The following is a 13,896-nucleotide window of genomic DNA, read 5'->3' as shown; positions in this document are numbered from 1 at the left end:
CGAATTTATTGGGCTAGAAGTTGTTTTTGCTCAAAAACTTCAACGGCGTCGGCGCTCATGCGGGCAATCACCTCGGCGGCCGGCGCCAGGTTGCCAATCAGGCCGACGGCTTCACCCACGGTGGCGTGAGCCCGGGAAAAATCGCCGGCCCTGACGCCTTCATCATAGTCGGCGCGGGCGGCGGCAGGGTCTGCCCGCAGGGCGTCCTGGCGGGTTTCCCACTGGCGATGCAGGTCGTTGCGGATGGCGCGGAAATCGTAGGGTTCAGGCCAGTTTTTGCGCCGCAGGATGTCGAACACGCTGCTGCGGGCCGTGCCATCGCCGGTGGTGGCCAGTGCCAGGTCTTTCGCCCCCTGGGCGGCCAGGCTTTCGGCGGTGGCCCACAGCCGCGAGCCGACCAGCGCGCCGTCGGCGCCCAGCACCAGTGCGGCGGCCAGCGTGCGCCCGTCGGCAATGCCGCCGGCGGCCAGCAGCAGTGTGTCGGGCGCATTAACGGTCAGCCAGTCCGCCAGTTCGGGCACAAAGGTGATGGTGGCGCGGCTGTTGAGGGCATTGATGCCGTGGCCACCGGCCTCGCCGCCTTGGGCGACGATGATCCGCGCACCGGCTTCGAGCGCCTGAGGAACCTGCTCCATGCGCTGCACCTGGCAAATCAAGGCTGCGCCGGTGGCGGCGATGCGGGCCGCATAGGGCCGCGGGTCGCCAAACGACAGCATGATGGCGTGCGGCTTGTCGGCGGCCGGATGCGCCAGCACCCAGTCGAGCGCGCTGGCGTCCTCGTCAAGCTTCCACGTGATAAAGCCGCAGCCGAGGCGGGCCCGGTCGCCGCTGTCGCTGGTGCCTTCCAGCGCCAGTGTGTACTGCGCCTGCGTCCAGGCCAGATCGCCATAACCGCCGCCGACCAGCCCGAGCGTGCCGGCCCTGGCGCAAGCCGCAGCCAGCGCGCCCCCCGAGGCCAGCGCCATCGGCGCCAGCACCAGTGGCGTCTGGAGGCCAAACTGGCGGGTCAGGCGGGTTTGCAGACGGAGGTATTCGGAGGTGCCGGTGTTCATCTGTCCATTATGGGAACCCGGCCAAAAAAAAGCCACCTTTCGGTGGCTTCTTGAAGTCCTCCTGAACAGAGGACGCCGTTGGGAGATCAGATGAATGGTTCGCCAGCGTTTTGTTTTTTCTTCCCTGAATTCCCTGGAACTTCTTTTGACTTCTATGTTGTGACAGCAACAGCGCAACTGTAGGCCAGGCCTTTTGGTATGACCATCCCCTAAACAGAGGAGAAAAGAGTAGAAAACAGACTTTTTTTTGAGCCGGTACCCCTGAATTTTCCGGACTGGCGTCAGGCCCTCTGGCTGGCGGCGGGGAGTTCCACAATGAATGACGCGCCGCCGCCCGGACGGGCTTCGCAGCGCACGGTGCCGCCATGGCGCAAACTGATGGATTTGACCAGGGCCAGCCCCAGGCCCACACCGCCCTCACGTTCGCTGGCGCCGGGCAGTCGGTAAAACGGCTCAAAAATGCGTTCGCGCTGGCCGGCAGGCACGCCCGGCCCCCGATCGTGAACCCGGACGACGGCCAGTTGCCGGATACCGACGCGAATTTGCGCCAGCTCCAGGCTGATGTCGCCGTTGCTGTAACGCCTGGCGTTTTCCAGCAGGTTGCGGATCAGCCGGCGCAGCAGCCGTGGCGAGCCCTGCACCGTCAGGCTGTGGCCGGAGGGCGCAATGCCCAGGCCGGTGCCCAGTTCGGCCTGCAGCTCGGCATTGACACGCGAGCACTCCTCGGCGGCCAGCCCGGTCAGGTCCACGGTTTCAAAAGGCTCGGCATCGGCCTGCTTGGCATCGAGCCGGCTGGCCAGCAGGATCTCGTCGATCAGCTGGTCGAGTTCGTTGATGCTGCGCGAGATTTCCATGCGCTGGGGTGATGCAGCATCTGCGCCCATTAGTTCCAGGCCCATACGGATGCGCGCTAATGGCGAGCGCAGCTCATGGGAGGCGTTGGCCAGCAGGGATTTGTGCGACTCCATCAGGGTTTCAATGCGTTCGGCCGCGTGGTTGAACCGTTCGGCCAGGAAAGCCACCTCGTCACGCCCATCGGCATTGACACGCGCCGACAAGTCGCCGGCGCCCCAGCGCTCCACGCCGCGCTGCAGGGCTTCGAGCCGCAAGGTCAGCCGCCGCATCACCGGATAGGCGCCCAGCGCCACGGCCAGACCCACGAGGACCAGCATCCAGCCAAAACCGAAGCCAAACGGGGGACGCATCCACGGCGGGTTGCCGGGTGGCCGTTTGGGACGGGGCAGCAGCAGGTTCAGGGTCTGGCCGTCTTTGGTCACCACATCAAATTCGAGGTCGTCGCCGAGTTTTCGGTCCGGCCGGGTTTGCGCCGTGCCGATGACTTCGCCGGCTGCGTTGTGGACCAGCACCTCGCGTATGGGCAGCTGCGGCGGGTCGGCGCTCAGCCGCCAGGCCGCGCCCACCAGGAAGGTGAGCACCACCACGGTCGCCACCACGGCGAGCCAGATGCGCACATAGAGGTGAGAGGTAAAACGCGCCCACATAGTCGGATCAACCCAGCCGTTTTAATCCTGCTGCTTGGCAAACACGTAGCCCACGCCGCGCACCGTGAGGATGCGCTTGGGGTCCTTGGGGTCGGCCTCAATCGCGCTGCGGATGCGGCCCATGTGCACATCAATGGAGCGGTCAAATGCTTCCAGCTCGCGCCCGCGCACCGCTTCCATGATCTGGTCGCGGCTGAGCACCCGGCCGGCGCGCTCGGCCAGCGCCACCAGCAGGTCGAACTGGTAGGAGGTGAGCTCGCAGAGATTGCCGGAAATTGATACCGTGCGCGCGTCGCGATCGATTTCAAGGGAGCCGAAGCGCATCACCTTGTGGCCGCCGGCCGCAGCGGCGCCGGCGCCACTGGCCTCACCGCCGCGGCGCAGCACGGCGCGGATGCGTGCCAGCAGTTCGCGTGGCTCGAATGGCTTGGGCAGGTAATCGTCCGCGCCGATTTCCAGGCCGACGATACGGTCCATCGGGTCGCCCTTGGCCGTGAGCATCAGCACGGCGGTGTGCGCCGACTCGCCGCCCTGGCTCTTGATGCGGCGGCAGACTTCCAGGCCGTCCATGTCCGGCAGCATGAGATCCAGAATGACCAGGTCAGGGGGGCTGGCCTGCAGGGCGGCCAGGCCGCTGGCGCCATCGGCCGCATGGGTAAAGCCGTACCCGGACTGACGCAGGTATTCGCCCACCATGGCGGCCAGGCGGGAATCGTCTTCGATCATCAGGAGTTGCTGCGTCATGGTCGGGTCCTCGGTTGCGGGGGGGGTCCCTTCGGGTGGATCACGGTGAAGCTGATGCTGCGCGCGGCGCAACAAGCCTGCTTGTAGCCATCGTAAAGTTACGGTAAACCGCGACGGCGTTCTGGCAGCATACCCTTTTGCTTCCTTTTTGCGCGGGGCCGCCGGCCGCAGGAATTGCTAGGGAATCAGCAGCAATTTATGTGGATCTGGAGGTGGAAGTGGGAGTGGGAGTGGGAGTGGAGGAAGTGGGGGTGGAGCCGGAGGGGGCTGAGGGGGATTGCAGCCTTGAAGCCAGCGCGACCAGCAGCAGCACGGGCAAACCGAGCAAGGCGCTCGCCGTGAAAAAATGGCCATAGCCGAAGGCATCCACGTATTTGCCGGAGTAGCCCGCCAGGAACTTGGGCAACAGCAGCATCATCGAGCTGAACAGGGCGTATTGCGTGGCCGAATAGTTGACGTTGGTCAGGCTGGACAGGTAGGCGATGAAGGCGGCCGAGGCGATGCCGCTGGAGAGGTTGTCGGCAGAAATCACAAAAATGAGCGCATTGACGTCATGCCCGCGCGTGCCCAGCCAGGCAAACAGCAGGTTGCTGCCCGCACTCAGGATGGCGCCCAGCATCAGCACCCGCATCACGCCAAAGCGCATGGCCAGCGCGCCGCCGACAAAGGCGCCGACCAGCGTCATGATGACGCCATAGATCTTGGTGACGGCTGCTACTTCGTCCTTGGTGTAACCCATGTCCACATAAAACGGGTTGGCCATGATGCCCATGACGACGTCGCTGATGCGGTAGATGGCGATCAGCGCCAGGATGAGCACGGCATGCTTGCCATAGCGGCGCAGGAAATCGGCAAATGGCTCGATCAGCGCGCTTTTAAGCCATTCGGCAGCATTGCGCGAAGGTTTCAATACCTGCGCCACGGGTTCGGGTGACAGCAGCACGGTCGCCACGCCCAGCAGCATCGACGCGGCCATCGCCAGGTACGCGGCCTGCCAGGCGCCTTGCTGGTAAACCGCGCCACCCGTGACTTCTGCACGCGCGGCAATCCACAGCGCGCCGGCGCCGGCCCAGATCATCGCAACGCGGTAGCCGGTCTGGTAGGCGGCCGCCAGCGCGGCCTGGCGCGGCGTGTCGGCCGATTCAATGCGGTAGGCATCCAGCGCGATGTCCTGCGTGGCCGAGCCAAACGCCACGGCCAGCGCGCACCACACCACCGGCTCCAGCGCCAGCCGCGGGTCGGTCAGGGCCATGCCCACCAGCGCCGTGATGATGGTCGCCTGTGCCAGCAGCAGCCAGCTGCGCCGGCGCCCCAGCAGGCGGGTCAGCAGCGGAATAGGCAGGCGGTCAACCAGCGGCGCCCACACCCATTTGAAACCGTAAGCCAGACCGACCCAGCTCAGGTAGCCAATGGTGGTGCGGTCAATGCCGGCCTCGCGCAGCCAGAAGCTCAGCGTGCCAAACACCAGCAGCAGCGGCAGCCCCGCCGAAAAGCCCAGCAGCAGCATGCGCAGCGTGGCGGCCTCGGTGTACACCAGCCAGACATCGCGCCACGGGGTCTTTTTCGGCTCGCCGGCCGGGGGGGCCGCTGCCAGCACGGCGGGGGACAGCGGCAATTCGGAGGAGGCGGAGGAGGAGGGGGTTTTGTCTGACATGGGCATTTCAATTAGTGACTATTATTGACCCATGTGCTTTTTATGCGAGGCCCAACACGCCGCTTGGCCAGGCCGCCGGGCATTTCTGCTGGCCGCTGCGGGCGCGGCTGCTGCGGGGGTCGCGACCCCCTTGGTCGCCCAGGTTGATGTGGGAGCGTCGTCGGGCCTGCGCAAGCTGGTGCCGGCCGACGAACTCGAGGGTGCCGCCACGCAGGAATATGCCAAGCTGGTCGCCGATGCTCGCTCCAAAGGCGCCCTGGCGCCCGCCGATCATCCCCAGTTGCAACGGCTGCGCGCCATTGCCGCGCGCCTGGTGCCGCATACCGCGCAGTGGAACGACCGTGCCAGGCAATGGCGCTGGGAAGTCAACCTGATTGGCAGCAAGCAGATCAACGCGTTTTGCATGCCGAGCGGCAAGATCGCTTTCTACACCGGAATTCTCGACCAGCTCAAGCTCACCGATGATGAGGTGGCCATGGTCATGGGCCACGAAATGGCGCATGCCCTGCGCGAACATGCGCGCGCCCGCATCGCCAAAAGCCAGGGCACCGGCACCTTGCTGTCGCTGGGGGCGCAGCTGCTGGGTCTGGGTCAGCTCGGCGATGTGGCGGCCAGCATAGGCACGCAATTGCTCACGCTGCGCTTCGGCCGCGAAGACGAGACCGATGCCGACCTGGTGGGGCTGGAAATGGCTGCGCGTGGCGGCTACAACCCGCAGGCTGCGGTCAGCCTCTGGGAAAAAATGGGGCAGGCCGGCGGCGGTGCGAACGGGCCGAGCTTCCTGTCCACCCATCCTTCCGGCCCGGCGCGCATCCAGCAGCTTCAGGCCAATGTTCCCAAAGTCCAGGGCCTGTACCAGCGTGCCCGCAGTTAAGCCTGCAATCCGGGCGTTATTTGCCGGCCTGTGGCTGGCCGGCCCGTGCGGCGAAGACACCATGCCTGGTGTTCCGGGCGCGGCCTTTGCCGCCACTCACCCGCCTTTGTCATTTTCAGTGAATGTGGTGCGTTCCTCATGAGTTCACCTTCGCCCCTGCCGCTGCGCCCCGATGCGCGTCCCGCCCGTGGCGGTCTGCCGACCATTTTCAGCCGGGCCTGGCGTGATTTTCGGCCTCCCCGCCCCGGCATCAGCCTGCGCGAGTGCCTGCGACTGGTCATCGGCGCACTTGTCGGCATTTTCCTGACTGCACTGTTGTGCCGGCTGGCCGGCAATACGTCGGCGCTGCCGTGGCTGGTGGCGCCGCTCGGGGCCAGCGCGGTGCTGGTATTTGCGATGCCGGCCGGCCCGATGGCGCAGCCCTGGGCGGTGGTGGGGGGCAACACCCTGTCGGCGCTGGTGGGCATTGCCGGCGTGCATGGCGTACATCTGCTGGGCTCACCCGAGTTGGCCGCGGCGCTGGCGGTGGCGAGTGCCATTGCCGTGATGCTTGCCCTGCGTTGCCTGCATCCACCGGGTGGAGCGACCGCGCTGATGATGGTGCTGGGCGGCATTGGCGATCCGTCCTTTGCCCTGTACCCCGTCCTGCTCAACTCCGCGTTGCTGGTATTGGCGGGCATCGCCTACAACCATGCAACCGGCCGGCCCTATCCGCACAGGCAGCTTCCCGCCGCCGGGGCTTCCGGCGCGGTGGGGGCTGTGGACTCGGACCTGGATGCCGATCTGGACGCGGTGCTGGCACGCTACAACCAGGTGCTGGACGTCAGCCGGGACGATCTCAAGTCCTTGCTGGCCCAGACCCAGCTGCGCGCCTACGATCGCAAGCTGGCGGAATTGCGCTGTGCCGACATCATGTCGCGCGAGCTGGTGACCGTGCAGTTTGGCACCCCTTTGCAGGAGGCCTGGGCGCTGCTGAGGAGCCGTCGCATCAAGGCGCTGCCGGTGGTGGACCGCGCCTCTCGCATCGCCGGCATCATCACGGTGGCCGACTTCATGCGGGCCGCCGAACTCGACATCTATGAGGGGTTCGAGGACAAGTTGCGGACGCTGGTCCGCACCACCCGCAGCGTTTACGCCAGCAAGCCGGAGGTGGTGGGCCAGATCATGACGCGCAATGTCAGGGTGGCCGGTGAGCAGCGCCGTCTGCTGGACCTGATACCGCTCTTCGGCAGCACCGGCCATCACCATATCCCGATCATTGGGGAGGGCGAGCGGCTGGTGGGCATGATCACGCAGTCTGACGTGGTCGCCGCCCTGGGGCGGGCTGCCGACCCGACGGTCTGATGCCCATACCGCCATGCACAGCCGGCCTCACCGACGTCACCTGGTTCTCCGGGCGGCACCGTCGTGCAGTGCCGGACGGTGTGAGGAAAAGTGCGCCCGAGCTTCCTTTTTGGGGACGGCCGGGCTTGAGTTTTCAGTCGAGGCCCTAGAATCGCATGGCGAGGGCTGGTGACCCTTGCGGCGAAACAAAGCCACGGCCGATGGCGCTATGGCGCTGGAGCGCCTTTGCAACCTTTGCAACATTTGCCGCCTCGGACATGTTCGGGGTCCTTTTGGTGATGTGCCTCTTTTTTGGGAGTGTCCTCATGCCACTAGCGAGGTTCGCGACCCCGGTCGCCGTTCAGGACCAGCACACCACCGTGCGGGGCATGGCAGTCGCAGCCATGGTCCGGTTGCCATGACGATCCGTGAGCCGGTGTTTCCTGCGGTTTTGGCGCAGCCGCGCGCCGATGACCCCGGCCCGCCTGGGCGGGGTTGAGCCGTCCGCCCGGTTGCACAGCCATCGCGTTATCCCCAAGTTCAACTACCGGATTTCCCCATGCGCTCCACTTTCTTCGTCAAGATCAAGCTGGCCCTGGGCATCGGTCTCATTCTGGTGGCCGCGGTGGGCGCGGCCTCCTATGTCACGATCAACCGGTTGGTCGAGTCCGCCCAGGCGCGCGTCCGGACCGAAGACACCCTCGTCTTGCTGGAGCGTATCGCCTCCAGCCTCAAGTCCGCCGAATCGCTGGTGCGCCAGTATCTGCTGAGCGGCAGTGCGGCGGACCTGCAGAACCTTGAGGCAGCACGCGTTGCCTTGCGCGAAGCCATTGGCCGTGTGCGAAGCGCGAACCTGCTGCCGGATCAGCCGGCTTTGGACGAGCTGATCGCCCAGCGCAGGACAGCGGCAAACCAGGTGATTGCAGCCCGGCAAAGTGAGGGCCAGGCGGCCGCCGTGGCTATCCTCAACAGCGACGTCAACCTGCAACTCAGGCAGCGTACCGACAGCCTGCTGGACAAGGCCCGCAGCCGGGAGAACCTGGCCTGGCAGCGAGCGCAAGCCGATGCCGAGCGGAGCGCTGAGCGGGTCCAGCACTTCATCATTGCCGCGGGCCTGCTGTTTCTGGCCATGCTGGGCTGGATGGTGTACGTCGTCACCCATTACGAGGAAGTCCGCAAACGCGTGGAATCGAAACTTCGCGACAGCGAAACCATGACCCGCACCATCACCGAAGCCATGGCCGATGCGGTGATCACCACGACCGACCATGACATCGTGCTGCAGGCCAATGCAGCAGCGCTGCAGCTGTTTGGGTATGAAAAAAATGAGCTCATCGGGCGTGACGTTTCCGAACTGGTGCCCGAGCGCCTGCGTGCCCAGTACAAGAACTTCACTGCGGCGCTGCGCGCGCGACCCGAACCCTTCAGGATGGCCAACCAGGACGTACAGAGCATGCGCAAGGACGGCACTGAATTTCCGGCCAGTGTGTCGTTTGGCGACGTGCATGTGGGCGGGCAGCGTCTCTTCACGGCGCTGATCAGCGACAACACCGAGCGCAGGCGCATCACCGAGGCGTTGCACGCCAGCGAATCCCAGTTGCGCCAGATCACCAATACCGTTCCAGCCCTGATCGCCTACCTCGATCTGGGGCAGCGCTTTCGTTTTCACAACCAGACCTATGAGGAAGTCCTGGGCCTGGAATTTGAACGGATCGACGGCCATACCCTTGCCGAAGTCCTCGGCCCGCAGCTCTACGAAGGCGTGCGGGACAAGGTCGATGAGGTGCTGCGCGGTTATGCCGTGCAGTACGAGCGTGTGCATGTCACGCCGCAAGGCGCTCACAAAAACTACGCCATGCAGTATTTCCCCCGCTATGGGGAGGGGGCGGACGAAGGCAAGGTCGTTGGATTTTTCTCGCTGGGCACCGACATCACCGAACTCAAGCGCATCGACCGCATGAAGACCGAGTTCGTTTCGACGGTCAGCCATGAACTCCGTACGCCGCTGACCTCGATCCGTGGTTCATTGGGACTGATTTCCGGCGGTGTTGCCGGTGAGTTGCCTGCGGCCGTGAAGAGCCTGGTGGCCATCGCCACGAGCAACTGCGAGCGCCTGATCCGGCTGATCAGCGACATGCTGGACAGCGAAAAAATCGAGTCGGGCAAGCTGCGCCTGACTCTGCAGGCCGCGGAGCTCAAGCCACTGCTCCGGCAGGCGCTGGCAGCCAACGAGGGGTTTGCCGCCCAACACGGCGTCAGGCTGCGCTTGCGCGCCCCCGACGCGGCGCTGCAGGCACGCATTGACAGTGACCGGCTGATGCAGGTGATGACCAACCTGCTCTCCAACGCGGTCAAGTTTTCTCCGGCGGGCAGTACGGTGGAAGTGATGCTGTCACGTACCGCCCGGCAGGTGCGGGTAGAAGTCTCGGACCAGGGGCCCGGCATTCCGGAGGCGTTTCGCAGCCGCATTTTCCAGAAGTTTTCGCAGGCGGATTCGTCCGATACCCGGCAAAAGGGCGGCTCCGGCCTCGGCCTCAATATTTCCAGGGGCCTGATTGAAAGCATGGGCGGCTCCATCGGCTTCAACCGCAATGCCGGTGGTGCAGGGACCACTTTCTTTTTTGAACTGCCCGAATGGCAGGAGCCCGCCCAACCGCAGCAGTTGGTGAAGGCGCGATCTGCATCGTCCCGGCCGCGCATCCTGATTTGCGAAGACGACCCCGATGTAGCCCAACTTATCAGCATCATGCTGGGCAAGGCCGGTTTCGACGCCGACCTGGCGCACAGCGCCGAGCAGGCACTGGCCTGCCTGGCGCGCAAAGACTACGACGCCATGACGGTGGACCTGAAGCTGCCCGGCCAGAACGGCCTGGCCTTCATTGGTGAGCTGCGCCGCGAAGAAAGAACGCGCCACCTGCCTGTGGTGGTGATCTCCGCGATGGCGGGGGAGGGGGAGCTGCAGTTCAAGCGCAAACCGCTTGCGGTGTCGGACTGGCTGGAAAAACCGATCGATGAGAACCAGCTGACCCTCAGTGTCCGCCGCGCCGTGGCCGGTCTCCAGGCCCGCAAGCCGCGTATCCTGCATGTGGAAGACGATCCTGACATCCGGCATGTTACCGCTGCCATCGCCGAGAACTTTGCAAGTTTCGAATTTGCCGCCACGCTGGAGCAGGCCCGCGCCCGGCTGCGGGAGCAACGGTTTGATCTGGTGTTGCTGGACCTCACGCTCGGTTCGGACTCGGGCTGGGACCTGTTTGAGGACATCGATGCGCTCGATCCCCGGCCGCCGGTGATTCTGTTTTCGTCCAGCGACGTGGACCCGGAGGACAGCCAGATGGCCGAAGCCGTGCTGGTCAAGGCCCACACCTCCAACACCGAGCTGTTAAATACAATTCAGCGTATCCTTCAGATTCCCGGAGACCCCGGCCCCACCCGTCCCCAACCTCTGATCTGACCATGCCCACACCTCTCCAGCGCATTTTGTATGTTGAAGACGAGCCCGACATCCGTGTTGTGGCGCGGATGGCCCTGGAGGCTGTCGGAAAGTTCACGGTGATTCCCTGCGCCTCCGGGCAGGAGGCGCTGAGCGCCGCCCCCGGCGCCGCGGCCGACCTGCTGCTGCTTGACGTCATGATGCCGGGCATGGACGGCCCCAGCACGCTCAAGGCCTTGCGCGAAATGCCTGCCACGTCCAGGACGCCGGTGATCTTCATGACCGCCAAGGTGCAGGCCTCGGAAATTGCGGCGTACAAGGCGCTGGGCGCGCTCGATGTGATTCCCAAACCCTTTGATCCGATGGAGCTTTCCGCGCAGATTCAGCAGATCTGGGCCGCTCAGGGTTGAGCGCGGCGCTATTCCAATAACGCAGCCTCGAAACGCTCCAGCTCTTCATCCAGCGTCCCCCGGTTGCGGAAATTCCGGTTGGCCTTGCCGTACCAGTACTCGGCATCTTCCAGATCACCCTCCTGAATATGCAGGATGCCGTGCAGCCAGGCGCTCAGCAGCGAATCCTCATCGCCCTGGACAAGATGGTGTGCTTCGTACCAGCGACCCGCGCGCATATGAACCAGGACTTGGCGGAGCGTGTTCATCGAGAGCTTCTCCTGATGGGTTGGTTTGAACCGGCCATATGCGCTTGCTGTGGTCTCTTCAGGCCGCAGCAATGTGGCTGAACAGGCTATCAAAGCTGCCGTACAGCGCATTGCCGCGCAGCAGCCGGCTGCCATTGTCGTCCTTGACCACCAGGGCCGGTACTCCCTGCGCGCCTAAGGTTTGCATCAGGCCTTGTGCATTCTGGATACGCGCGGCGTTGGCGGCCAGTAGCTCAGCGTCGCCAGTGACCAGGCGGTCGGCGGCGGCACTCAGCCCCGTGTCACGCAACAGCTTCTCCACCACGGGCATAGCACTGGTGTCCATTGCATGCAAATATCGGGCTTCCTGCAAGACCTTCAACGTTTCCAGCTCACGTTGCGGTTCGCTCAAAGACACCGCTGTCAGGGCAAGCGTGGCGGGGGCCGAATCAAAGCGGCTGCCAGGCTTGCCCAGCACGTTCTTGCGGTAATCCTCGGTGAAACGCTGGCCGGTGAGCTTTTCAATACGCACGTCGTTGGACCACGCATAGTCTGCAAACGCCGCATCCATGGTGCGCCCGCCGCTGCCCGCAAACAGCCCGGTGGGGACCAGCTCCAGCCGGATGCCGCTTTGCCGTCCCAGGCGCTGGATCGCTGGCGACGCACCGTAGCACCAGCCACACAGGGGATCGAACAAATACGTAACAGCAATGTGTGCCCGGGTATCCATGGTGCTATTTCCTTGCCACTTTTTTACCACTTCATTTCGCCTTTGTTGACCTTGGCGCCGATGTCCAGCGACAAGGCACCATCGGTCACTTGCGGGTAGGCCTGCTTCATGGCATTGATCAGCTCGCCGCTGTTTTTGGTGGCAGCCAGGTTCTTCTCGAACGTATGCAAATAGTCCTTGGTGAAGGTAATGGCGCTGGCGTCCACCTTGGTGCCCGCCTTCATGTGGCCAGGAACCACCAGCTCGGGCTTCAAAGCCGACATTTCGTCCAGCTGAGCCACCCAGGCAGCACGTTCGGAGGCGGTTTGCGTATCCGCAGTCCACACGTGCATGTTGCCGAAGACGCCGATATTGCCCACGATGGCTTTGATCGAGGGAATCCAGGCATAGGGGCGGTGGGCCAGCACGCCCTGCGTGCCGCGGATTTCAATCTTTTGGCCTTCCAGTGTCAGGGTGTTGCCTTGCAGAACGCGGGGTACCACCGGTTTGCGCGGTGCATTGGCGCCCATCTTGGGGCTCCAGAATGCCACCTTGCCTGCCAGCTTGGGCGCCAGCTTTTCCAGCACGGCGGAGCTCGTCACCACATCGGCTTGCGGGAAGATCTCTTTCAGGAATTCCACGCCAAAGTAGTAGTCCGGGTCGGCCTGGCTCACATAGATGGTGGTGAGCTGTTTGCCGCTGTCGAGCACGTTGGCGGCAATGCGCAGCGCATCGGCGCGGGTAAAGCCGGCATCAATCACCATTGCTTCCTTTTCGCCATAGACCAGCGTGGAATTGACATTGAAGCTGTTGCCGTCCGCGTTGTAGACCTTGACGCCCAAGGGCTGGTCTGCGTGAGCGGCGCCGAAAGCGATGGCCAGGGACGCGGCGAGAACGGTAATACGGATCATGGTGAACTCCTGTGGTGTTTTAAAAAGACGCTCTGCAGCGTTGAAACGAACTGTAGTTTCAATATTCGCGCAGATAAACCCCATAATTCGCCCATTACTGTTTCGTAAATCGAGCAAATCATGGACCGTTTCACTGCCATGCAGGTGTTTGTGGAGGTGGCCGGCACGGGCAGTTTCAGCGCCGCTGCCGACAAGCTGGACATGTCGCGCGCCATGGTCACCCGCTATGTGCTTGCGCTGGAGCAGTGGCTGGGTGCGCGGCTGTTGCAGCGCACCACCCGCAGCGTCACGTTGACCGATGCGGGCGAGAGCTGCCTGCGCCGTAGCCAGCAAATGCTGGCGCTGATGGAAAACGTGGAGGAAGAAGCCAGCAGCCACGACGGTGCCCTGCGCGGGCAACTGCGCATTACCTGCAGCATGTCGTTTGCGTATGCGCAGATGGCGGCGGCAGTGGCCGACTTCCTGAAGCGCTACCCGCAGCTCAAAATTGACCTCAACGCCAGTGAGGGCGCGCTCAACCTGGTGGAGGCGCGCATCGACCTGGCTATTCGCATCAGCGCCGAGCCGGACCCCGCACTCATCGGCCGGGTGTTGGCCCCGTGCGATTCCGTGCTGGTGGCCTCACCCGGGTACCTGGCCACCTACGGGGTGCCGACCTTGCCCGCTGAGCTGGTGACCCACCGTTGCCTGAGCCATGCCAATTTCGGCAAAAGCGTGTGGAGGTTCACCCGTGGTGAAGAGCAAGCCCAAGTGAGCGTGAGCAGCCACTTCAGCGCCAACGAGGCCACGGCTTTACTCCGCGCTGCCTTGGTCGGTGGTGGCGTGGCGTTGCAACCCACGTATCTGGCCAGCCCGCACCTGGCAAATGGCAGCTTGCAGGTCGTACTTCCGGACTGGAAACTTCCCGGCATGGCGATCTATGCCCTCTATACCTCACGCAAGCATTTGCCGCCTGCGGTACGCGCGTTCCTGGACTTTTTAGCGGATCGGTTTGCCAAGGTGCCCTGGTAGCCGGCTCGTACCACGTCAGTTCCACCAAACCGGTGATCGTTTGGCC

The 13,896-nt window shown here is 64.1% G+C and carries 12 protein-coding genes; 5 read left to right on the top strand and 7 right to left on the bottom strand.

What is annotated here, in order from left to right; translation table 11 throughout:
* Nucleotides 1-5: 5 nt before the first annotated feature.
* The 4 genes from AC1DS5_RS21085 to AC1DS5_RS21070 form a co-directional block, all read right to left on the bottom strand.
* The gene (locus tag AC1DS5_RS21085) at nucleotides 6-1,052 is read right to left on the bottom strand and encodes an NAD(P)H-dependent flavin oxidoreductase (RefSeq protein ID WP_477720211.1); all 1,047 of its coding nucleotides are present in this window, start codon (nucleotides 1,050-1,052) and stop codon (nucleotides 6-8) included.
* A gap of 281 nt (nucleotides 1,053-1,333) precedes the next feature.
* Nucleotides 1,334-2,554, bottom strand: coding sequence for an ATP-binding protein (locus AC1DS5_RS21080; RefSeq protein WP_477720210.1), 1,221 nt, complete (start codon nucleotides 2,552-2,554; stop codon nucleotides 1,334-1,336).
* Nucleotides 2,555-2,575: 21 nt separating this feature from the next.
* On the bottom strand, nucleotides 2,576-3,298 hold the full coding sequence (locus AC1DS5_RS21075; protein ID WP_477720209.1) for a response regulator: 723 nt from the start codon (nucleotides 3,296-3,298) through the stop codon (nucleotides 2,576-2,578).
* Nucleotides 3,299-3,494: 196 nt separating this feature from the next.
* Entirely contained in the window at nucleotides 3,495-4,958 is a 1,464-nt protein-coding gene (locus tag AC1DS5_RS21070; RefSeq protein ID WP_477720208.1) for an AmpG family muropeptide MFS transporter, read from the bottom strand.
* A 25-nt stretch (nucleotides 4,959-4,983) separates the two neighbouring features.
* Here AC1DS5_RS21070 and AC1DS5_RS21065 point away from each other — a divergent pair, with 25 nt between their 5' ends.
* From AC1DS5_RS21065 to AC1DS5_RS21050, 4 genes are all read left to right on the top strand, one after another.
* Complete coding sequence (locus tag AC1DS5_RS21065; RefSeq protein ID WP_477720207.1) at nucleotides 4,984-5,826, top strand: M48 family metallopeptidase; 843 nt, start codon at nucleotides 4,984-4,986, stop codon at nucleotides 5,824-5,826.
* A 138-nt stretch (nucleotides 5,827-5,964) separates the two neighbouring features.
* Nucleotides 5,965-7,170: an HPP family protein gene (locus AC1DS5_RS21060; RefSeq protein ID WP_477720206.1), complete on the top strand. Its 1,206-nt coding sequence runs from the start codon at nucleotides 5,965-5,967 to the stop codon at nucleotides 7,168-7,170.
* Nucleotides 7,171-7,708: 538 nt separating this feature from the next.
* Nucleotides 7,709-10,603, top strand: coding sequence for a PAS domain S-box protein (locus AC1DS5_RS21055; RefSeq protein ID WP_477720205.1), 2,895 nt, complete (start codon nucleotides 7,709-7,711; stop codon nucleotides 10,601-10,603).
* Nucleotides 10,604-10,605: 2 nt separating this feature from the next.
* A complete protein-coding gene (locus tag AC1DS5_RS21050) occupies nucleotides 10,606-10,992 on the top strand; it encodes a response regulator (protein ID WP_477720204.1) in 387 nt (128 codons plus the stop codon).
* A gap of 8 nt (nucleotides 10,993-11,000) precedes the next feature.
* Here AC1DS5_RS21050 and AC1DS5_RS21045 read toward each other — a convergent pair whose 3' ends face one another.
* The 3 genes from AC1DS5_RS21045 to AC1DS5_RS21035 are packed head-to-tail and all read right to left on the bottom strand — an operon-like array spanning nucleotide 11,001 to nucleotide 12,839.
* Entirely contained in the window at nucleotides 11,001-11,240 is a 240-nt protein-coding gene (locus AC1DS5_RS21045) for a hypothetical protein (RefSeq protein WP_477720203.1), read from the bottom strand.
* 58 nt (nucleotides 11,241-11,298) lie between these two features.
* Entirely contained in the window at nucleotides 11,299-11,949 is a 651-nt protein-coding gene (locus AC1DS5_RS21040) for a DsbA family protein (RefSeq protein ID WP_477720202.1), read from the bottom strand.
* A gap of 23 nt (nucleotides 11,950-11,972) precedes the next feature.
* Nucleotides 11,973-12,839 carry an MBL fold metallo-hydrolase gene (locus tag AC1DS5_RS21035; protein WP_477720201.1) on the bottom strand — a complete coding sequence of 289 codons (867 nt, stop codon included), beginning with the start codon at nucleotides 12,837-12,839 and terminating at the stop codon, nucleotides 11,973-11,975.
* Between the two features lie 120 nt (nucleotides 12,840-12,959).
* Here AC1DS5_RS21035 and AC1DS5_RS21030 point away from each other — a divergent pair, with 120 nt between their 5' ends.
* Nucleotides 12,960-13,850, top strand: coding sequence for a LysR family transcriptional regulator (locus AC1DS5_RS21030; RefSeq protein ID WP_477720200.1), 891 nt, complete (start codon nucleotides 12,960-12,962; stop codon nucleotides 13,848-13,850).
* Nucleotides 13,851-13,896 lie beyond the last annotated feature (46 nt).

This window comes from Polaromonas sp. P4_H1 (assembly GCF_056400945.1).
This window is presented reverse-complemented; position numbering and strand designations above follow the sequence as displayed.

What these genes read in the sequence shown, in the direction of transcription:
- AC1DS5_RS21085 (WP_477720211.1), bottom strand. Translation starts at nt 1,052, where the DNA reads ATGAACACCGGCACCTCCGAATACCTCCGTCTGCAAACCCGCCTGACC.
- AC1DS5_RS21080 (WP_477720210.1), bottom strand. Translation starts at nt 2,554, where the DNA reads ATGTGGGCGCGTTTTACCTCTCACCTCTATGTGCGCATCTGGCTCGCC.
- AC1DS5_RS21075 (WP_477720209.1), bottom strand. Translation starts at nt 3,298, where the DNA reads ATGACGCAGCAACTCCTGATGATCGAAGACGATTCCCGCCTGGCCGCC.
- AC1DS5_RS21070 (WP_477720208.1), bottom strand. Translation starts at nt 4,958, where the DNA reads ATGCCCATGTCAGACAAAACCCCCTCCTCCTCCGCCTCCTCCGAATTG.
- AC1DS5_RS21065 (WP_477720207.1), top strand. Translation starts at nt 4,984, where the DNA reads ATGTGCTTTTTATGCGAGGCCCAACACGCCGCTTGGCCAGGCCGCCGG.
- AC1DS5_RS21060 (WP_477720206.1), top strand. Translation starts at nt 5,965, where the DNA reads ATGAGTTCACCTTCGCCCCTGCCGCTGCGCCCCGATGCGCGTCCCGCC.
- AC1DS5_RS21055 (WP_477720205.1), top strand. Translation starts at nt 7,709, where the DNA reads ATGCGCTCCACTTTCTTCGTCAAGATCAAGCTGGCCCTGGGCATCGGT.
- AC1DS5_RS21050 (WP_477720204.1), top strand. Translation starts at nt 10,606, where the DNA reads ATGCCCACACCTCTCCAGCGCATTTTGTATGTTGAAGACGAGCCCGAC.
- AC1DS5_RS21045 (WP_477720203.1), bottom strand. Translation starts at nt 11,240, where the DNA reads ATGAACACGCTCCGCCAAGTCCTGGTTCATATGCGCGCGGGTCGCTGG.
- AC1DS5_RS21040 (WP_477720202.1), bottom strand. Translation starts at nt 11,949, where the DNA reads ATGGATACCCGGGCACACATTGCTGTTACGTATTTGTTCGATCCCCTG.
- AC1DS5_RS21035 (WP_477720201.1), bottom strand. Translation starts at nt 12,839, where the DNA reads ATGATCCGTATTACCGTTCTCGCCGCGTCCCTGGCCATCGCTTTCGGC.
- AC1DS5_RS21030 (WP_477720200.1), top strand. Translation starts at nt 12,960, where the DNA reads ATGGACCGTTTCACTGCCATGCAGGTGTTTGTGGAGGTGGCCGGCACG.